The sequence below is a fragment of the Paraburkholderia sp. GAS32 genome (assembly GCF_050434225.1).
GTDB lineage: Bacteria > Pseudomonadota > Gammaproteobacteria > Burkholderiales > Burkholderiaceae > Paraburkholderia > Paraburkholderia madseniana.
Map to the genome: position 1 here is coordinate 80965 of NZ_JBNPVS010000005.1, position 20412 is coordinate 101376.

The following is a 20412-nucleotide window of genomic DNA, read 5'->3' on the forward strand; positions in this document are numbered from 1 at the left end:
TCAGGCTCTCCCCGGGGCGGCAGGACGTTGCGCGAGCAACAGGCTTGCCGTGTTCTGCGCGATACGGTCGTTATTGATCATCAGCGGCGCGGAGTAGAGGTCGCGCAGATGCCGTCCCACGCTGTATTCCGTGCCGTTCTTGTAGCCCGCCATGCCGCAGATCATCAGCACTTCCTGCACGACTTGCAGTGCGGTGGTCGAGATGCTGGTCTTCAGCGTGTTCATGTCGGAAGCGAAGCCGAGCATCGCCGAGAGCGGCGCGTCGGCCTGGCAGCCGCCGTGTTTCGCGTGGTGGGCGGTGCGCGCGGCTTCGAGCGCGACCGACAGGCGCGCCTGCATCATCTGCAGCAGGCCGACCGCTTCGGCGAGGCGCAGGCCGGCCGGCGGAATCGAGCCGGGTTTCGAGCGGGCCTGCGCGCGAAAGAAGGCTTTCGCGCGATTCACCGCGTCGCTGGCGACGCCCGTCCATACCGAAGCCCACAGCGTGTGCGACACCGGCAGCATGGTCTGATCCGCGATATCGGCGAACGGTGTCGGCAGGATCTGCTCGGCGAGACCCGTGGCGACGAGCCGGAAGCCCTCGCTGCAGGTGCCGCGCATGCCCATCGAATCCCAGCCGCCGCGTTTTTCCAACAGCGTTTCTTCACGTAACGCCACGATCAGCACCTGGTCGGCCGCGGCCGACTCGGCGGTGCGGCGCGCGGTGACCAGGATGCCGTCGGCGTGCGCGCCGTACGAGATCGTCGGCGCGAGTTTTTCGATGCGAAAGCGCTGCTGGCCGGGCTCGCCGTCGAGTTCGACCGAGCAGGCGCTGGTGCGCATGTTGCCGCCGATGGTTTCTTCGGAGGTCGCCGAAGCCAGCAGCCATTGATGTTCAACCAGTTGTGCGAGCAACTGCCGGTGCCATGCCGACTCGCTGCCATACGCCTCGATGCAGGCCACCTGGATCTGATGCATTGCATACACCATCGCAGTGGAAGCGCAGCCTTGCGCAAGCGTTTCGCAGATCGCAGCGACATCCGCGAGCGAGAGCCCCGCGCCGCCGAACGCGGCCGGCACCATCGCCGACAACAACCGTTCGCGCTTGAGCGCGTCGAATGCTTCGTGGGGAAAGCGCGCTTCGCGGTCCACCGGATCGGCGAACTGCGCGGCTATGGCGGCGCAGCGCTGCGCCGCGGCGCGCCAGCCCGGTTCGGTTTCCACCGCGCTCAGCACGACGCTTGCGCCGGCGGGTTGTACCGCAGCGGGGTCGGCGAGCGGCGCCGGCACCGCGGCCGTGTCCAGCAGCGGGGCGTTCATGCTGCCGCCTTCGCCTGTTGCAGCTCGGTGACCGCGGTGGCCATCGAATCGATGCTGGAGAACAGCCGGCGCGTCAGCATGCGATCCGGAATCTCGATGCCGAATTCATCTTCGATGGCCAGCATCAGATGCACGGTGGCGAGCGAGGACAGGCCGGCGGCGTACAGATCGGCGTCGTCGGCCAGCGTGTCCGGCGCGACGTCGAGACGGGCCGATTCGGAAAGGATGCGTCGCAGTGCGGTTTTCATGTTGAGGTGCCCCCTTGTTGGTCAACGGTCTCTCGAATGTTGCTGACGTAAAACGAACAGACTTCTTCGCTTTTGGTGTTTATTGCAGCGCGTGGCGCAGGCGCGCGTCTTCGCCGCGCTTGCACGGTGCCCTGAGGGCCGCTTTGGCGGCTTCCAGCTACACCATGTTCTAACGCCTTGTATTTAAGAATTGTCAAAGGCCTGCGTCGGTGCGATGCCGCACGGAAACACGCGTTTCGGGGACGTACCTTGTAGCCATGACAACAGGTCGGCGTGTCGAGCCAGGCCGTCGGAGGCGGCGTGCGATGCCGTGCTCGCTGAACTTATTTACCGCTGGGGAACGTGATGAACTGGAAAACGCTGGAATTCGAGCAGCTTTCGGCACGCGAGCTGTATCTGATCTTGCGGGCGCGCAGCGCGGTCTTCGTGGTCGAGCAATCGCACGTCTTTCTTGACGCCGACGGTCGCGACGAGAACGCGCTGCATGTCTTCGCGGTTGAGGATATGGCGCGGCCGATGCCGATCCTGGCCTACGCACGCCTGCAACCCGGCGACGCCGAAGATCCGGAAATCACCATCGACAAGGTGCTGACGAGCCCGCTGCGGCGCGGCGACGGCACCGCCGAAGTGTTGCTCGAACGGGTATTGCAGGCGATCGCCGAGCGTTGGCCGGGGCACGCCGCGCGGGTGAGCGCGCCGCTCGGTTTGCGCGACTTCTACGAGCAATTCAGCTTTCGCAAGACAGAAGGGCCGTACCTCGAACATGGCGTGGCGTTCATCGGCTTGACGCGCCAGGTGCGCGGCAGCCAGCCGCTCTTCGGGACGCGCCGCCGCGAGCGTGACGGCGTGGCGCTCGTCAATACGTTTGAGCTCCTGTAATGGTGCGAACACTGATCACGCCTTCCACCCAGGTTGGACTATCGACATCGCCGGGTAAACCGCGTGCGCTGCCTGGTGAGGCGTTTGTGCCTGAGCGGGCCACGCCTCGCGCGCCGGCAGCGCGCCCGCGACGCAAAGGCTTGCGTCATCCGCTGAGCTTGCCGGTGCTCCTGTTTGCCATGACCTTGGGCCTGATCCTTCTGCATCAGGGCGGGCTGGTCGAATATTTCTTTCCGCTCGGCGCGTTCGGCGTGGCGTTGGTGTTGTATTGGCGCTCGCCCGCGCATTACATCGGCTTCGTCTGCTGGCTGTTCTTTCTGACGCCCGAAGTGCGGCGCCTCGCGGACTTCGTCAACGGTTCGTTCAATCAGCAAAGCCCGATCATGGTGGCGACGTTGCTCGCTGTCTCACTCACCGGCCTGACCTTGCTCAAGCATGTTTCGTTGCTTGGGCAACGCCGCGCGGCGCCGCTGGTGCTGATCGTGATCGCGTTGCTCTATGCCTTTGTCGTCGGCATGGCGCAGGTCGGTCCGGCGGCGGCGACGTTTACGCTGATCAACTGGCTGTATCCCGTGATGGTGGCGTTTTACCTCACCGTGACGTGGCGCCACTACCCGGACTATCACCGGGTTCTGCTGAAGACCTTCGTTTATGGCGGACTCCTGATGAGCCTGTACGGCCTGCTCGAGTTCGTTTCGCCGATGCCCTGGGATGCGTTCTGGCTGATCTCCTCGAAGATGCTGTCCGAGGGGCAGCCGGTGCCGTTCGGCATGCGCGTGAGCAGCACGATGAATTCATGCGGCCCCTTCGCGGTGACGCTCATGACGATCCTGCTGATGTCGCTGGCCGCGCGGGGTAAAGCGCGCATCGTGCTCGGATGCGTCGGGGTTCCCGTGTTGCTGCTTACCAGTGCGCGCAGCACATGGGGCGGCTTTGCGATCGCGCTGGTGTACTCGTTCGTCATGCTCGACGGCAAGAGCCGTAGGCGGCTGATGGCCGGCGCGCTCGGACTGGCCGTGGTGGCTGCGCCGCTGATGATGATCGATCAGGTCGCGGAGCCGGTGCTGCAGCGCTTGAGCACGATTCAGGACCTCGGCAAGGACGACAGCTATCAGGCGCGCGCGGAGTTCTACAAGTCATTCATGTCGTCGGCGCTCACCGATATCGCCGGCCAGGGGCTCGGTACGACCGGCCTCGGCAGCAAGCTGTCCGACGACACGGCGTCGCAGGCGAGGCTCAATTTCGACAGCGGTCTGATGGAGGTGCCCTTCGTGATGGGGTGGCCGGGCACGCTGCTTTACACCACCGGCATCGTCATGCTGCTGTGGCGCGCGTATCGCGCGAGCCGCCAGCATCCGACCGACCTGCTGGCGGTCTCGGGCGTCGGCGTAGCGGTGGCGATTTTCTCGATGATGGTGTTCATCAACACGCTGACTTCGGTGTCGGGGATGTTTTTCTTTCTCGGCGTGACCCTGCCGGTGATTTCGCTGCGCTATGCACGTGAACGCCACGGTGCGGTCGCTGCGGCTCCGGCGCGATTCTAAAAAAAAGACAGGCTGATGAAGGACAACAGGATGCGGATTTTGATTGTCACCCATGTCGTGCGCAAAAACGATGGGCAGGGACGCGTCAACTACGAGATCGTGCTGGCCGCGCTCGCGGCCGGTCATTCGGTGACGCTGCTCGCCACCGGGGCGGCGCCTGAGCTGGTGCAGCACCCGCGCGTGCGTTTCGTGCAGATCGCAGAAAGCCGGCTGCCGACCAAACTGGCTCAGTACCAGATGTTCGCGTGGCGTTGCGGCGCATGGATCCGTGCACATCGTCAGGACTTCGATGTGATTCACGTGAACGGCTTCATCGCGTGGGCGCGCGCCGATGTCAATGCGGCGCATTTCGTTCATGACGGCTGGTATCGCTGTGGTTTTTACCCGTTCCGTCTGTGGCGCAGCGCCTACGATGCGTATCAGGTGATCTACACGCTGCTGAATATCAGCTGCGAAAAATGGGCCTTCCGGCATGCGGAGGTCATCGTGCCGGTCTCGCATGCGGTCGCCGCCGAGGTGCGCGCGCTGGACATCGGCCCGGCGCAACTGCTGGTGATTCATAACGGTGTCGATGTCGACGAATTCGCGCCCGGTGCGCCTGAGCGGGTCCGCTTCGGCCTGCCGTCAGCGCCGTTCATGCTGCTGTTCGCAGGCGACCTGCGCATGTCGCGCAAGAATCTCGACACGGTGCTGCACGCACTCGTGCACACCTCGGCCGACGTGCATCTGGCAGTCGCGGGGATTCTGCACAATAGTCCGTATCCGGCGCTGGTGGCGTCGCTCGGGTTGACGGAACGGGTCCACTTCACGGACATGGTGATGGACATGCCCGCGTTGATGCGTTCGGTCGATGCGTTCGTGTTCCCCTCGCGTTACGAACCGATGGGACTGGTGCTGCTCGAAGCGCTGGCCGCGGGATTGCCGGTCATTACCGTGCGGACCGCGGGCGGCGCCGAAGTGATTACGGCCAGAAGCGGCATCGTGCTCGACGATCCCAACGATGCGACCGCGCTTGCCGCAGCGATCGAACACCTCGCGAGCGATCGCGAATACGCCCACCGGTTGGGGCAGGCGGCGCGTGAAGTCGCCAGAACCTTGAGTTGGCAGGCCATGGCGGAGCGCTATTTGTCGCTCTATGAGCAGGTGCATGCGCGGCGCGCTGCGCAATCGTTGCCGGCCGGCTGTGCGACTGCATCGGTGGACCTATGAGCGCGCCAATCGATTCGCTGCAGATCGGCATGCACTGGTTCAACGAGCGGCCGGGTGGCCTCGATCGCATGTTCAAGGCGCTGATCGATACGTTGCCGGAGCAGGGCGTCAATGTCCGTGGGCTGGTGGCGGGCAGCCCCGGGGTGTTCAATGCGTCGGGTGGCAGTGTGCTGGCCTTCGCCGGCGTAGAGGCGCCGCTCGGCACGCGCCTGTGGGGCTCGCGCAGGCAGTCGCGCGCGCTGCGGGCGGCGAAGATGCCCGACGTCGTCGCCACGCATTTCGCGCTCTACGCGGCGCCGACCGCGGGCCTGTTCAGACACGTGCCGAAGGTCGTGCATTTTCATGGACCCTGGGCGGCCGAGTCGTACCCGGGCGGCGGTGGCGGCTGGTCGCGTGCGATGCGGGTTGCGCTCGAGCGCTTCGTGTACCAGGGCGGCACGCGTCACATCGTGCTGTCGCAGGCGTTCGGGAAGATTCTGCGCGAGACCTACGGCGTGGATGAAGCGCGCATCCGGATCGTGCCCGGTTGCGTCGACGTCGGGCAATTCGATACCCGCGTGACGCAGCGGCAGGCGCGTGAGCGTCTCGGTTTGCCGATGGACCGGCCGCTGCTGTTCTGCATGCGGCGGCTCGTCTCGCGCATGGGACTCGAGGACCTGATCGATGCGATGGCCATCGTCAAGCCGATGCTTCCCGACGTACTCCTGACGATCGCCGGCAAAGGGCCGCTGGAGGCGGAGTTGCAGGCGCGCATCGCCGCGCGCGGGCTCGAGCGTCACGTGCGGCTCGCCGGCTACGTGCCCGACGACAAGGTGCCGCTCTGGTATCGCGCCGCGGATTTGACGGTAGTGCCGACCGTGTCGCTCGAGGGCTTCGGGCTCACAACAATCGAATCGCTCGCCGCCGGCACGCCGGTTCTGGTGACGCCGGTGGGCGGTCTGCCGGAAGCGGTCGCGCCGTTATCGGCTGAGCTGGTGCTGTCCTCGGGCGGATTCAAGGCGATCGGCGAAGGTATTGCCGATGTCCTGCTTGGCCGGCGCGTGATGCCGGACTCGCAGGCATGCCGCACCTATGCCCGCCGCCATTTCGACCGGCCGGTGGTCGCCGCGCAGGTCGCCCGGATTTACCGCGAAGCGATCGACGCGTTCTGACGCGTAAAAGATCATGCGACGCATCACACGCAAAACTTTCGAACGGCTCGTATGCGCCGCCGCGCTGGCGTTGCCGGTGCTCGTGCTGATCGCGGCAAGTGGCCCGGGGGGCGGCACGACACTGGGGCCGGCGCAGACAACCGGGGCCGCGCCGGGTGCAAACTTCGTGGCTTCCGCTAGCAAGCCCGCCGACGAAGTACGCGCCGCCGCCGCGCATCCGTCGCTGTCGTACCGCACTTCGTGGATCGGCAATACCTGGGGCTACGCGGATCATCGCTGGGTGCAGATCGACGTGCAGGCGCTTGCTGTCACGCCTGATGGCGAAGTCTTCACGAACGCACCGTGGGACGAAGGCGGCGGTGAGATCGGCCAGTACCGTAACGGTCAACTGGTTCGCTACGGCGGCGAGTCGCACGGCTGGGGCATGATGGGCGGCGACGCGATCGCCGTGAACGACGAGTACGTGTTCGTCGCGCAAACCGTCGTCAGTCTTGGCAACGAGATGGCGCAACACCGGCGCATGCCGCACGAGGGCGAAGTGTGGACCGGCGTGGCGCGCCGCAGCCGCGCCGATATCCGCGATGGCGTGCCGTTTGCCGGGCAGGTGAGTTGGCCGGGCGGCAACCGTCTGGCGTTTCTGCTGGTCTCGACTTTCTCGAGTAAAGAGGATTACGCGATCCGTGGGCTTGCCGCGGACGAGGCGCGGCTATTCGTGTCGAATCAGCGTGACAACCGCGTTCAGATCTTCGACGCCCAAACCATGCAGGCGGTCGGCAGTTTTCCGGTGCACGAACCGGGCCGTCTCGCGCTCGCGCCCGACGGTTCGCTGTGGATCGTCGAGAACAGCCGCACCGCAGGCGCCGAGCGCGTGGTCCATCGTGCGCGCAATGGCGCGCGCCTGGGCGAGCTCGCCTTGCCGCCAGGCGTGGTGCCAGCGGATCTGACGGTCGACACCCGCGGACGGCTGCTGATCGCCGACAACGGCGTGCGCCAGCAGATCCTGGTTTTCACGGCGAGTCCTGACACAGCGGCATCCACCGCCGCGCAGCCGGGCGCGGGCATGCACCTGTCGGCGAGTTTTGGGGAAGAGGGCGGCATTTATGCCGGCCGCGCCGGTGCGCCGGGGCCGCGGCGTTTCAATGGATTAACCGGCGTCGGCGTGGACCGGGCCGGCAACCTCTACGTGTCGATGAACGGTGCGGGACCGCGTCCCATCGGCACGGGGCCGAGTACCTACGACGGTGCGCTGATCGAGAGCTATGCGCCCGACGGTACGCAGCGCTTCAGTCTGCAAGGGCTGCTGTTCGTCGATGGGGCGCAGTTCGTCGATGGCGAGCCGCCCTCGGTCTATAGCGGCAGCAAGCGCTTCACACTCGACCTGACACGCCCGGTCGGCGAGGAGTGGTCGTACGCCGGCTACACCGCCGACCGTTTCCGCTATCCCTATGATCCGTATTTCCATCTCTACCTCGGCGGCCAGCGCGGCATGCCGCTCGTGCGCGATGTCCACGGACATCGGCTGCTCTATACGACGGACATGTATTCGTCGTATCTGCGCATCTATCGCTTTACAGCCGATCGAGAGACGGCGATTCCTTCGGGTCTGTTCGCGCAGTCGCACATCGACGGCGCGTGGCCGCCCAACCAGCCGGCTCAAGGCGAATGGATCTGGCGCGACGCGACCGGCAAGGGCGATTTCTCCGCCGGCGCGTTCGACCAGAACACCGGCAGCACCGATGCGCCGCAGATGCGCGCGTGGTGGGTCGATAGCCATGGCGATATCTGGCAGGGCACGGAGTCGCAGGGCATCCGCCTGTTTCCTTTAGAGGGTTTCGACCGGGTCGGCAATCCGATCTACCGCTACGCCGCGATGCGGCAGTATCCGCCGCCCGAGCCGTTCTACCGCATCGCGCGCCTGAATTATTTCCCCGCTGACGACACGATGTTCATCTCCGGGTCGACACCGGCGCATCAATTTGTTCAGGACAACTGGAATAGCGCGGGCTCGCAACTGGCGCGTTATGACCACTGGAAGAGCGGCAAGCCGGTGCTGCGCTACATCATCGGCTTGCCCGACCGTGGCGCGCCCGACTGGTCGTCGATCAGCGGCTTCGCGGTCGCGGGCGACTACGTTTTCGCCATCGAAACCCGCACCGCGATCGTGCGCGTCTACGACCGGGATACCGGACGCGATGTCGGCCGGCTCGAACCGGGCAAGGAAGTCGGTTCGACGAGCGGCTGGATCGATGTGCCGATGCCGCTGACCGCTCATCGCCTCGCGTCGGGCGAGTACCTCGTGCTGGTCGAGGAAGACGCACACGGCAAAGCGCTGATGTATCGCTTCACGCCACAGACGGCGCCGCTCGCCGCGGCGCCCCCTCACTCAACGGATGTTGCGCAGACTCCATGAAAATCATCCATCTCGCCAATCACGCGCAAAGCGTCGGCAACGGTATCGTCAACGTGATGATCGACCTTGCCTGCCTGCAGGCGCGCGCCGGCCACGACGTCACGGTGGCGTCGGCGGGCGGCGGCTTCGAAAACCTGCTGGCGCGGCACGGCGTGCGTCACGTGCTGCTTCCCCAGTCGCCCAGGCCGTCGCGTGTGCCGGGCATGGTGGCGGGCTTCAGACGCCTTGTCGCGCAGGTCGATCCCGACGTGGTGCACGCGCACATGATGACGGGCGCGCTGATTGCACGCCTGAGCGCGCTGCGGCGGCGTTTCGTGCTCGTCACGACAGTGCACAACGCGTTCCAGCGGAGCGCCACGCTGATGCGCGTCGGCGATCACGTGGTGGCGGTCAGCGACGCCGTAGGGGTGGAGATGGTGCGGCGAGGTATACCCAGGACGCGCCTGAGCGTGGTGCGCAACGGCACGATCGGCACGCCGCGCCTCGCCGGCATGCCGGTTCCCGCGGCGCCGCAATTGGCGCATCCGTGCGTCGTCACGGTGTCGGGCATGTATGAACGCAAGGGCATCGGCGATTTGCTGCACGCCTTCGCGTTGCTGAGCAAGCGCGTGCCGGACGCGGTGCTGTATCTCGTTGGCGATGGTCCCGACCGCGCCGCGATGGAAGCACTCGCCGGGCAACTCGGGATTGCCGGGCAGACGCACTTCGAAGGCTTTGTTGCCGACCCGCGTGCTTACCTCGCGCAGGCCGACGTGTTTGCGCTGGCATCGCACTACGAAGCGGCCGGGCTGGTGCTGTGCGAGGCGCGCGAGATGGGACGCGTGATCGTGGCGACCCGGGTGGGCGGCATTCCCGAAATGCTGGATGACGGCGAGGCCGGTCTGCTGGTGCCGGCTCACGACCCGGTCACGCTGTCAGAGACGCTCGGGCTACTCCTGACCGATCGCGTTGCGCATGCGGCGCTGGCTGCGCGGGCGGCGCAAAACCTCGACACGTTCAGCGTGCAGCGGGTGAGTAACGGCTATCTGTCGATTTACGAACGTACGTTGGCACGTTGCCAGCCGCGCCGCTTTGCGACAATTGCGACGCGCAGCGGCAGTGTGCCTGGTATCGCCACGGCCACGCTCGCGGTGCCGGATGCCTTACACAAGCCTTGAAAAAGCGGATCGCCATTTGAAATGCACCCCAAAAGTTGGACACCGATTCAACCTTTGGCGTGCAGTTCAATTCGTGGCCCGCTTCAACTCCCTGTTTCACCTCCCGCTGCAACCGCTCGACTAACTCGCCGACAGCGTCACGCGCGTCCAGAGTTTGTAGACGACACTCCTGAGTTCGCTGGACCCATGCAGCGACATGCCCAGATTCGCCGCCGCCATGACAAGTGCCGCAGCGATGAGCGTCGGCAACGCGGTGATCGATTCGGAGAGCACCAGCGCGACGACCAGGAACGCGAGATGGACCACCATATTGCGCACGATGGACCAGACATGCAGTCGCGCAAACCATAGCAGCACGGCATAGTCGAACAGCGACTTCGTCACGACGACGACGCCCGCGCCCATGATCCCGAACCAGTGAATCCCGCACCACAGCGCGCCGGCGAACACCGGCAGTTCGAGCCAGTTCACGCTCGCGATATAGGCCGGATTGGTCTGCGCCTGAATCAGAATGCCCAGAATGCCCGACTGGCCACCCAGCCACACGCCCAGCACGAGCACGCTGGCAACCGGCGCTGCGGCCGCGACCGCCGGCCCCAGCCATAGCGTCAGAAAAGGCTTGAGCGCGAACAGCGCGACGATCACGCACGGCGTGAAGGCGCCGTTCAGAAAGGCGAGGGCGCTATGCGCAAGGGCGTCGGCGTCGGCGCGCGAGACGGCTGACAGGCGCGGGAAGAGCGTGCGCACCATCGCAATCGGCAGCAGGTTAAGGCGCGTGATGAGGTTCTGCGGGGTCGCGTAGTAGGTGACGAAGCGCGCGCCCAGCAGCGCGCCGACCAGCACCCGGTCCAGTGTCGACGCGATCATGCTGGCGCCCGAGAACATCAGCATCCAGCGGCCATAGCGAAAGAGTTCGGCCATCACGCGCCATTGCGGCATCCGCACGCGGCGAATGCCTATCGCGCGGAACGCGGCTGCGCCAAGCAGCACGCCGGCTATCAGGCGGGCCACTACCGCGGCCGGAATCACCACCGCGAGCGAGGGCGAGAAGCAGAAGATCGCCGCGAGCGGCAGCAACTGGAACAGCGCCGTGCCCAGGGTCTGGTTGATGTTGAAGCTGGTGAAGCGTTCCACCCCGTTAATGGCCCCGGCAAAGACCCACGAGACGTTCGCGATCGGCACGGCCACCGCGATCCACGGCAGGCTCGCCATCACTTCGCGCTGAAAAACGGGTTCGATCTTCACGCCGTGCGTGATGTAGAGAAACGCGCCGAGATACACCAGCAGGCCGCCCACGATGCCGGTCCCGAGATTCATGAACCACGCGCTCCAGAAGATGCACTCGATCGAATCGTCTTCGGCGGCGCGTGCCTTGGAGATCTGATTTTCAGTGGCGAGACTCGTGCCGAGATCGAGCACGCTGAAGTAGCCGATGAGCGTCCACACCAGATTGATGACCCCATAGCGCTCGACACCCATCAGGTGGATATAGGCGGGCACGGTGACGAGCGAGACGAAGGTCGGCGCGATCGCGCCTGCAAAATTGATGAAGATGTTCTTGACGATACTTCTTTCCATGGTGCGCTTTTCCGGCGGGTGAAGTCATTGGATGGTGTGGTCGATCGTCGATGCTGTCGGTGCGCAGCCGCACCCAGCAGCGCGCTTGAAACGAGGGCGCCGGCCTGTCGTATGCACTCGATAGTGCACCTTCGCCCTTTGCGGATGTGTGGGTGGCCGTACAGATAATTGGGGTCCGGCAGGGTTAAATGAAATCCGTTACGATTTTCGGAGCCCCCATGATTGAGACCACGAACGAGGCCGGGCAGGGTAGCGGCAGCGAATTGACCGTGCGTCTGATCTCCATCTGCATTCCGAGCTGCAATCGGCCCGCCTTGCTCGAACAGGCCATCGAGAGCTGCCACGCGCAGACGTATGGCGAGTTTGAAATCGTCATCGGTGACGACTCGAACGACGACCGCGCGCAGCAGGTGGTGGAGCGGTGCCGCTTGCGCAGCACGCGGCCGATCCCGATTCGTTATGAACGCAATGTGCCCCGCCTCGGACAGGCGGCCAATGTGAACCGGCTGTTCGCGCGCGCGCAAGGCGCGCGGCTCGTGCTGCTGCACGACGACGATCTGCTTGAGCCGGACGCACTGACCTGTCTCGACGCGTGCTGGCACGCGTATCCCGAGTTGACCGCGGCGTTCGGCAAACAGCACGTTATCGCCGACGACGGCACGCCGCGGCCGCAAGCCACTGAACGTCTGAACCGCGATTATCTGCGTGTGCCTGAACGCGCCGGCCGCCTGCCGGTGCCGGCACTGGCAGGGATCGACCAGATGTTTCCGAATAACGGCTATCTGGTGGATACGCTGGCCGCGCGCCGGATCGCGTACCGCGCGGCGGCCGAGGTCGGCGAAGCGTGTGACTTCGATTTTGGCTTGCGGCTCAGCGTCGATGCGGTCGCGATCTGTTTCGTGAATGAGTTCGTGTCGGTGTCGCGCGAAACGGCGCTATCGATATCGACTCACGCGTTGCCGGCGATGCACGCGTTCGCGCAATTGCGCGCGAGCAGCGTGCCCGCCGCCGCGCAGGCCGCGCGCGAGGACGCGCTGCGGCGCGTGGCGCCGCGCGCCGCATCCGCCTATGCGCGCGCCGGCGAATCAGCCGCCGCATGGCGTGTGCTGCTGTCGCGGCATTACCCGATGCGCGACCGGCTGCGCGCGCGGTTTTTCTATCACGTGCTGCTTGCCACCCGCTCCACCTTTGCCGCGCGCGCGCCGCACGGCAGTTGACCCGCCCGTCGATCTGGCGCGAGCCAGACGTCATCGCGCGTAACACGTTAAGCCGCATAAGCATCGGAGTCCGACATAGTGTGGGCGGACGTACAGATGAACCAGACGGCGTTTGTTGTAGTGATCGAAAGCGGAGTTCCCCCGGTGAGGAGCCTAGCGTGAGGCCAGTATTGTTCGATGGCCGGTTCGGATGGTTGCATCCGGCGGAGGGGCCAGGTGGCGTGGTGCTGTGTTCCCCGTTCGGGTACGACGCACTGTGCACCTATCGCGGCATGCGGCGGCTGGCCGAGCGGCTTGCCGCGCGCGGCATGCCGGTGCTGCGGTTCGACTATCCAGGCACCGGCGATGCGGCGGGCGAGGCGAGCGAGCCCGGCCGCTGGCGCGCGTGGATCGACAGCATCAAGCAAGCGGTGGCGCTGCTGCGTGAGACCACCGGTGTCGAGCGCGTGACCCTGTGCGGGCTGCGGCTCGGCGGCACGCTCGCGGCGCTCGCCGCTCAGGAACTCGGCGGCGTGGATGGGCTGGTGATGCTGGCGCCGGTGTTGTCGGGCAAGAATTATCAGCGCGAGTTGCGGGCGCACTACCGCAAGTGGCTGCTGATGCCGGCCGCGATGGATTGCGAAGCCGAGCCCGATACCGACGCATTCGTCGAAGCATACGGTTTTCGTCTCTATAGCGACACCCTGGAGAGCTTGCGCGCAGTCGATTTGCGGCGCGATGCCGCGCGGCCCGCCGAGCGTGTGCTGGTGCTCGATTCCCTGGACCCCGCGCGGGTCGACGCGCTGGTTGCGCATTATCGTGAACAGGGCATGCAGGTAGAGCGGCAGTCGTTCGACGAATACGGCAAGTTCATGATGGAGTCGCTCGATAGCGCGATTCCGCGGGCGGCGTTTCAATCGATCGAAGACTGGCTGGCTGGCGCTGCCGGTGACCCGGTTGCGCGTGAGCGCCTGACTGCCGGGAGCGGCGCGGACGGTATGGCGGATTGCCTTGCTGACCAGGTGTCGGGCCATGTGGTGGAGCGCCTCGATGACCACACCATAGGACACCTCGTCGAACCGGGCGTGATCGAAACGCCGGTGTGGCTCGAGGGCGGCAGGATGTCCGGCATCTATTGCGTACCTGTATCGCGTTCTGACGCTGAAGCACCCGCAGTGCTGATGGTGAATACCGGTGCCGTGTCGCGCATCGGCAATGCGCGACTCAGCGTGCGCTGTGCCCGACGCCTCGCGCGCCAGGGTATCGCATCGCTGCGTGTCGACCTTGGCGGTCTGGGCGACAGCCAGCCATCGCTCGACGCGGTAAGTCTCGATGCGCTGTATGCGCAAGCGGGTGCCGACGATGCCGCGTGCGCGGCGCGCTGGCTGACGGCGCAGGGACATCGCGGCGCAGTGCTGCTCGGCATCTGCGCGGGCGCCTTCGTCGGTCTGCATGCCGCATCGCGTGAACCGGCGGTGATCGGCGCCGTGCTGGTCAATTTGCAGAAGTTCACGTGGCAGAACATCTGCGATGAACACGGCAAGCCGACCGTTCCCGTCGCCGCTTTCGGCTCGACGCGCAACTACTTGCGCTCGATGTGCCAGCCGCGCAAATGGCTTCGCGTCGTGCGCGGGCAGACGGGCGGATTGCCGGTCGCGCGCGAGTTGGCGGCGCGCTTCGCGGCCAGGTTTGGCGCGACGCTCGCCGACCGGATCGAACGCATCTGCGCAATGCAGCTGGGATCGAAGGACGAGCAACGCCTCTTCACCGCGTTGCACGCGCGAGGCGTCCATACGCGTCTTTTCTACGGTGTGCTGGACGAGGGCGTCGAGGAGCTTGAACGTTACTTCGGTGCGCGCGGCGGACGGCTGCGGCGCTTCGGCCGGATTGGGGTGACGTTTTGCGAGCGCACCGACCACGCGATTCTCTCGGCCCGTGCGCAGGAAAACGTGATGTCGTACTTCGAGGATTTCTTTGCAAACACCTTTGGCGAGGGCCATCACCCCGAACCATCCATTGCAGTCGAACCGCTCCACGCGCGGCTCGGCTGGCGGCATGCGCGCGCCACACAGTGGCTTCTAAAACGTGCGCGTGCGCTTCGTCTATCAGGGGAAGCGCAATGAACACGCGACGTCATGTCGATGCAGCGAACCGCTTGCGCACCAGTGCGCAAGCACGCTGGTTGTCGATCCGACGCACCCCCACTGAGATGGAGTAAGCCATGAGCAGCCAATCCGAGCTGGACCGCATCAACCGTGTCGCATGGAATTCGCCGGACGCCACTCGCGTATTCACGATCGAGAAGACCTTCTCGGACCCTGGCGAACAGGCCGCGTTCGAGTGGCTTGCGCCGCGCTGCGTCGGCGAGCCCTTGCTCGATGTCGGCATCGGCACCGGCCGCACGATTCCGCTGATGACATCGATCTCGAACGATTACATCGGCGTCGACTACACGCTGAAGCTGCTGGAGATCGCGCAATCGCGCTATCCCGGGCTCGACTTGCGGCATATGGATGCGCGCGATATGTCGGCGCTGCCATCCGGGCATTACGGGCTCGCGGAGTTCAGTTGGAACGGCATCGACTGTGTGGACTACGACGATCGCGTGACGATTCTCGAAGAGATGTACCGCGTGGTGCGGCCCGGCGGTTATGTGCTGTTTTCTTCGCACAACCGCGGCGGCCCGGGTTACCACGAGAACATCTGGCAATTGCTGCCGCACTTCACCTTTAATCCGCTCAAGCTCGGCTGGCGCACGCTGCGTTCGATGCGGCACTTTCAGCTCGGCACGCTGAACTATATGCGTAACGTAAAGCTGAATCACGACTACGGCGACTACGCAGTGAAGACGGCGGCGGCGCACAACTTCGGCATTGTGATCGTCTATACGACGCTGCGTGAGCAGCGCCGGCAACTCGCGCAGATCGGCTTTGAGAGCAGCGCGGTATTCGGCAGTTGCGAAGGCAACCGTATTGCTGACGACGTGGAAATCAGCGACACGTGGTGGTTTCACTTCATTGCGCGCAAACCGCTTGCCGCGCGCTGTTTCGATTGACCGCCGTTGATCGGGCGAAGGCGGTGCGCCACGCGCATTGCACACAATAAAAGCACTAACAGACCAGATTGAACATAACGGGAATCGTACATGAATCGCATCGTTGAACCAGGCAATCCGATCGTGTCGGCTGCGGGTGTCACCGGAAAGGCCACGCGTTTGTGCGTCCAGCCGGTGATTCTCGCGGGTGGATCCGGCACGCGGCTATGGCCGTTGTCGCGCGAACGTAATCCGAAACAACTGATCGGCCTGATGGGCGGTGAATCGCTGCTCGAAGCGACCTTGCGCCGGATCGACCTTGCGTTCGCCACTGCGGGGCACAGTGCGACGGCGGCTGAGAGGCCGACTGAGAGGCCAACCGCGGCCACGCTGAGCATGGGCACGCCGCTCGTGGTGTGCTGCGAGGACCTGCGCCTGCAAACGCTCGAACGGCTCGAGCAGTGCGCCCGGCCGGTGCGGATGGTGCTCGAACCGGTGCCGCGCAATACCGCGCCGGCGCTGACCGTTGCGGCGTTGGCCGCGCGCGCGGCAGCCGCGGCCGGCGACGATCCGATCCTCGTCGCGTTGCCGGCGGACCATCTGATTGCCGATCATGCGGCTTTCGGCGCGGCGCTTGCAGAAGCGCTCTCTCACGCCGCGCGCGGGGCGATCGTGACGCTCGGCGTGCCGCCGCAGCGCGCGGAAACCGGTTACGGCTATATCCGCACAGGTATGGCGCTCGGCGCGCGCGGGGCGCGTGCGATCGAACGCTTCGTCGAGAAGCCCGATGCGGAACTCGCCGGACGCTATGTCGCCTCCGGCGAGTACTGGTGGAACAGCGGCATGTTCGTGGTGCGCGCGTCGGTGTGGCTCGCGGCCATCGAGTTGTGCCGGCCCGCGATCGCGGCGGCTTGCGCGGCGGCTTTCGAGCATGCCGCCGTGGATGGCGACGGCACGCTGCATCTGGCGCGTGAAGCGTTCGCTGCGTGTCCTTCCGACTCGATCGACTACGCGGTGATGGAGCGCGTCGCCATCGACGCTCGCCTCGCCGGCGTCGCGGTGCCACTGGTCGCGGGTTGGTCGGACGTGGGTGCCTGGGATTCGGTATGGGAAGCGTCCGATAAGGACGCGTGCGGCAACGTCGCGCGTGGCCGCGTGATGTTCGAGGACTCGACCGACAGCTTCGCGCATTCCGAGGGGCGCCTCGTCGCGTGTGTCGGCGTGAGCGGCGTGGTGGTGGTCGAGACCGCCGACGCGGTGCTGGTCGCCGCGAAAGATCGCGTACAGGACGTCAAGGCGATCGTCAGCCGCCTGAAGGCGGAGCAGGGCGCGGAGGTGCAGGAGCATCGCAAGGTCGGCCGGCCGTGGGGCTTTTACGACTCGCTCGAGCGCGGGGAGCGCTTCCAGGTGAAGCGCATCGTCGTCAAGCCGGGCGGGCGTCTGTCGTTGCAGATGCATCACCATCGCGCGGAACATTGGATCGTGGTGCGCGGCACCGCGCGCGTCACGCGCGGCGATGCGTGTTTCCTGCTCTCGGAGAATCAGTCGACGTATATTCCGCTCGGCGTCACGCACCGGCTCGAAAATCCGGGCAAGACGCCGCTTGAAATGATCGAGGTGCAATCAGGCGGCTATCTCGGCGAAGACGACATCGTGCGCTTCGACGATCAATACGGCCGCGATCAGGAGAGCGGCCATGCAGGCGCGGGTACTTCACGCTGACGCACAGCAGGCGGTGCGTGCCGCGACGTTGCAGGACCCTGTGGCCTGCAGCGCAGGCGGCGCGGCCGGTTCAGGTACTGCCTGCGCGGGCACGACCGCTGTGAGCGCGGCGGCCTCAAACGCAGCAGACCTGAACGTGGCGAGCTTCGACGAGCGCCGTTTCCGCCATGCGCTCGGGCGTTTTGCCACCGGCGTCGTGGTGATTTCGACCGGCAGTGGCGACGGGATGCATGCGATGACCGCCAATGCCTTCATGTCGGGTTCGCTCAAGCCGCCGCTGATCGTCGTGTCGGTCGGGCACCGCGCACGCATGCACGAGCGTCTGATGAACAGCGCGAGGTTCGGTGTGAGTGTGTTGTCCGACGCCCAGGAACCCCATAGCCGCCACTTCGCCGGTGAGCCGCAGGGCCGGCTTGCGCCGCGCTTCGCGCCGGTGGACGGCTTGCCGGACGTGGTGCTGCTCGAACACGCCGCCGCCCGTTTCGCGGCGCGCATGGTGGACCGGCATCCGTGCGGCGACCACACGCTTTTCGTCGGTGAAGTGCTGGTGTTCTCGCTCGACGAACACGCGCCGCTGATCTTTTTTGGCGGGCGCTATGGATCGGTGGCCAAGCCGTTCGAGGCGCCGGTGACAATGCCGGTCGGAACGCCGGTCACGATCAGCCCGCTGCTGAAGCGGTGAGTGCGCCGGATTTCCTTTCAATTTGCCCGCGATTTTTTCGCATTCTTTTGCCGACGATGCTCGGCCCCTGAAGCGCCGCATCGTTGCGCAAGTGCTTTCGCGCCTGTCCGGAACCGTCCAGGGCGTGTGGATCAGACAAATCGATTCGCTACGTGCGTCTTCGCACTATGCAAATTTCGCAACGCAGGCACGCTTGAGACGCAAGCTTATGGCCCGTCAAAACATGCGGCGTTACATGAACGAAACAATTCTTCAGAGGGATAACCCTCTCAGGACGTTTCCCAACTGGCGCAACCGTTTCGAAGCTAGCAACGTATCGTAAAAGAACAACGACACCTGGATAAAACGACACATGAGGGCTGCTTGATCAACAGGCTACGCGGGGGCAAACACCGCTTCGGGGAGAGTGTCAAAATGGAACAGGCAAACAAGGATCGATCGCTGGTCAGCAAAGTCATGGATGGACTCGTGACCGGCATTGTCGAAGAGAAGTACGGCGCCATCCTGCCACCGCAGGACGTGCTGTCGAAGGAATTCGACGTCAGCCGCACCGTCATGCGCGAGGCGCTGTCGATGCTGCTCGCGCGCGACATGCTGGACGTGCGGCCCAAGATCGGCACGCGCATCCGGCCGATGAGCGATTGGCGCATGATCGACGAGGACGTCGTGAACTGGCGCTTTCGCGCGAAACCCGATCCGCTGTTTCTGCGCGACGTGATCGAGTTTCGCATCCTGATCGAACCGCGTGCTTCGGCGCAGGCGGCCGCGCGGGGCAGTGCGGCCGACATCGCCGCGATTCGCGAGGCGTTCGACGCGTTCCGCGTGATCCGGCCGGGCGAGGCCGGCTATCAGGCCGCCGACGAACTGTTCCATGCCCGCATCGTGGTGGCGAGCGGCAATCAGTTCTTCAAGCAGATGGCGGCCATCATTCGCGGCGCGCTGTCGACCGTCAACCCGATCGTCAATCAGAAGGACGGGATGTGGGAGAAGGCGGTGAGCACGCATCAGCGCGTGGTCGAAGCGATCGAACGGCGCGATCCGAAGGAAGCGGAACTCGCCTCGCTGGCGATGATCGACTACACCACGGAAGAGCTCGGCAGCAACTTTACGCCGGAGCCCCCGGTGCGCTGAGCGCGGCCGCTACCAGTAGCAACTGGGGGTGCCTTCCTGCGGGACCTTGCATAACGAACGGCGCGACAGCATGCCTGCGCATGCGCGCGTGGCTTGCGTCACAATAGCGCCTGTTCTGAACTGCACGGACTCGAAGGAACGATGACAATTGCACTGCAAGAAGCCCCTGGGGGCGGCGTGATTCGCTGGGGGATCGTCGGGACGGGCCGCATTGCCCGTCGCTTCGCTCTTGGACTCAATCATGTGCCGCAGGCGTCGCTGAGCGCGCTGTGGTCACGCCGCGCCGAACCGGCCATGGCCTTCGCCGGGGAATTCGGCGGCGAGGTGTGCGCGAGTTTCGACGCGCTGCTCGCGAGCGGTATCGACGCGCTTTATATCGCCACCGTCCAGGACAGTCACGCCGATTACGCGATCGCCGCGCTTAAAGCCGGTCTGCACGTGCTGTGCGAAAAACCCGCCACCATCAACAAGCCGCAACTCGAGCGTGTACTCGAGGTCGCGCGCGCCGAGCAACGGCTTTTCATGGAAGCCATGAAGCCGCCGTTCTATCCGCTGTACAGAAAGTTGCGCGCGCATCTGGATGCCGAGCCGATCGGCGAGGTAGGTCTCGTGCGCGCCGGCTGCTCGGTGCCGGGCGTGCCGGACGATCATCCGTCGCTGTCGTTCGAGCATGCGGGCGGCGCGCTGCTCGATATCGGCGTCTACGAGATGTTTCTCGCGGTCGACTGGCTCGGTGCGCCGCGTGAGGTACAGACGCTCGGACGGCTCGGCTCGACCGGCGTCGATACGTTCGCGAGCCTGAACAGCCAGCATGAGCGCGGCATCGCTCAGTTGTTCTGCGGACTCGACCTGCACGGCAAGGGCGACGCGTTGCTGATGGCCACGAGCGGCCATGTCACGATTCATGAACCATGGTGGAATCCGGCGCGCGCGACGATCCGGTACGCCGACGGTCGTGTGGTCGAGCTCGACGAGCCGTTCGAAGGCGGCGGTCTGAACTACGAGACCGCGCATTTCTGCGAGCTGATTCGAGCGGGGCAGATTGAGAGCCCGCTGATGCCGCACAGTAAGTCGTTGCAGATGATCGAGATGGCCGATGCGGCGCGTGCTGCGTTGGGGCTCAAGTTCGCGGGGGAGTGAGAGTCCGTCGCCGCGTTGCTTCCCGCGGCGGT

At 65.2% G+C, this 20412-nt stretch carries 16 protein-coding genes; 13 read left to right on the plus strand and 3 right to left on the minus strand.

Going from position 1 to position 20412, the window contains the following annotated elements:
* Both P3T25_RS07890 and P3T25_RS07895 read right to left on the minus strand, forming a co-directional pair.
* Complete coding sequence (locus P3T25_RS07890) at positions 1–1299, minus strand: acyl-CoA dehydrogenase family protein (protein ID WP_154561377.1); 1299 nt, start codon at positions 1297–1299, stop codon at positions 1–3.
* Positions 1296–1547: an acyl carrier protein gene (locus P3T25_RS07895; protein ID WP_154561375.1), complete on the minus strand. Its 252-nt coding sequence runs from the start codon at positions 1545–1547 to the stop codon at positions 1296–1298. Before P3T25_RS07895 ends, P3T25_RS07890 begins: the two co-directional genes overlap by 4 nt.
* 345 nt (positions 1548–1892) lie before the next feature.
* Here P3T25_RS07895 and P3T25_RS07900 point away from each other — a divergent pair, with 345 nt between their 5' ends.
* The 6 genes from P3T25_RS07900 to P3T25_RS07925 are packed head-to-tail and all read left to right on the plus strand — an operon-like array spanning position 1893 to position 9897.
* Positions 1893–2426: a GNAT family N-acetyltransferase gene (locus tag P3T25_RS07900; protein WP_154561373.1), complete on the plus strand. Its 534-nt coding sequence runs from the start codon at positions 1893–1895 to the stop codon at positions 2424–2426.
* Complete coding sequence (locus P3T25_RS07905) at positions 2426–3970, plus strand: O-antigen ligase family protein (protein WP_429357843.1); 1545 nt, start codon at positions 2426–2428, stop codon at positions 3968–3970. The genes P3T25_RS07900 and P3T25_RS07905 overlap by 1 nt, the downstream gene beginning before the upstream one ends.
* A gap of 30 nt (positions 3971–4000) precedes the next feature.
* Positions 4001–5179, plus strand: coding sequence for a glycosyltransferase family 4 protein (locus P3T25_RS07910; RefSeq protein ID WP_429357844.1), 1179 nt, complete (start codon positions 4001–4003; stop codon positions 5177–5179).
* Complete coding sequence (locus tag P3T25_RS07915) at positions 5176–6330, plus strand: glycosyltransferase family 4 protein (RefSeq protein ID WP_154561367.1); 1155 nt, start codon at positions 5176–5178, stop codon at positions 6328–6330. The genes P3T25_RS07910 and P3T25_RS07915 overlap by 4 nt, the downstream gene beginning before the upstream one ends.
* 13 nt (positions 6331–6343) lie before the next feature.
* A complete protein-coding gene (locus P3T25_RS07920) occupies positions 6344–8740 on the plus strand; it encodes a hypothetical protein (protein ID WP_429357845.1) in 2397 nt (798 codons plus the stop codon).
* Positions 8737–9897 (plus strand): glycosyltransferase, encoded by a 1161-nt coding sequence (locus P3T25_RS07925; protein ID WP_429357846.1) that lies wholly within the window; start codon positions 8737–8739, stop codon positions 9895–9897. The genes P3T25_RS07920 and P3T25_RS07925 overlap by 4 nt, the downstream gene beginning before the upstream one ends.
* Positions 9898–10017: 120 nt before the next feature.
* Here the strand turns inward: P3T25_RS07925 and P3T25_RS07930 are convergent, their stop codons facing one another.
* Positions 10018–11475, minus strand: coding sequence for an oligosaccharide flippase family protein (locus P3T25_RS07930; protein WP_266257995.1), 1458 nt, complete (start codon positions 11473–11475; stop codon positions 10018–10020).
* Positions 11476–11693: 218 nt separating this feature from the next.
* On the opposite strand from P3T25_RS07930, the gene P3T25_RS07935 reads away from it, so the two are divergent.
* From P3T25_RS07935 to P3T25_RS07965, 7 genes are all read left to right on the plus strand, one after another.
* Positions 11694–12692 (plus strand): glycosyltransferase family 2 protein, encoded by a 999-nt coding sequence (locus P3T25_RS07935; RefSeq protein WP_429357847.1) that lies wholly within the window; start codon positions 11694–11696, stop codon positions 12690–12692.
* Between the two features lie 158 nt (positions 12693–12850).
* Positions 12851–14794, plus strand: coding sequence for an alpha/beta fold hydrolase (locus P3T25_RS07940; RefSeq protein ID WP_429357848.1), 1944 nt, complete (start codon positions 12851–12853; stop codon positions 14792–14794).
* Positions 14795–14892: 98 nt separating this feature from the next.
* Positions 14893–15726, plus strand: a complete 834-nt coding sequence (locus P3T25_RS07945; protein WP_429357849.1) for a class I SAM-dependent methyltransferase — start codon at positions 14893–14895, stop codon at positions 15724–15726.
* A gap of 90 nt (positions 15727–15816) precedes the next feature.
* A complete protein-coding gene (locus tag P3T25_RS07950; RefSeq protein WP_154561357.1) occupies positions 15817–17427 on the plus strand; it encodes a mannose-1-phosphate guanylyltransferase/mannose-6-phosphate isomerase in 1611 nt (536 codons plus the stop codon).
* On the plus strand, positions 17402–18109 hold the full coding sequence (locus P3T25_RS07955) for a flavin reductase family protein (protein WP_429357850.1): 708 nt from the start codon (positions 17402–17404) through the stop codon (positions 18107–18109). Before P3T25_RS07950 ends, P3T25_RS07955 begins: the two co-directional genes overlap by 26 nt.
* Positions 18110–18523: 414 nt before the next feature.
* Positions 18524–19240 carry a FadR/GntR family transcriptional regulator gene (locus P3T25_RS07960; RefSeq protein WP_154561355.1) on the plus strand — a complete coding sequence of 239 codons (717 nt, stop codon included), beginning with the start codon at positions 18524–18526 and terminating at the stop codon, positions 19238–19240.
* Positions 19241–19381: 141 nt separating this feature from the next.
* Positions 19382–20380: a Gfo/Idh/MocA family protein gene (locus P3T25_RS07965; RefSeq protein WP_429357851.1), complete on the plus strand. Its 999-nt coding sequence runs from the start codon at positions 19382–19384 to the stop codon at positions 20378–20380.
* Positions 20381–20412: the final 32 nt, after the last annotated feature.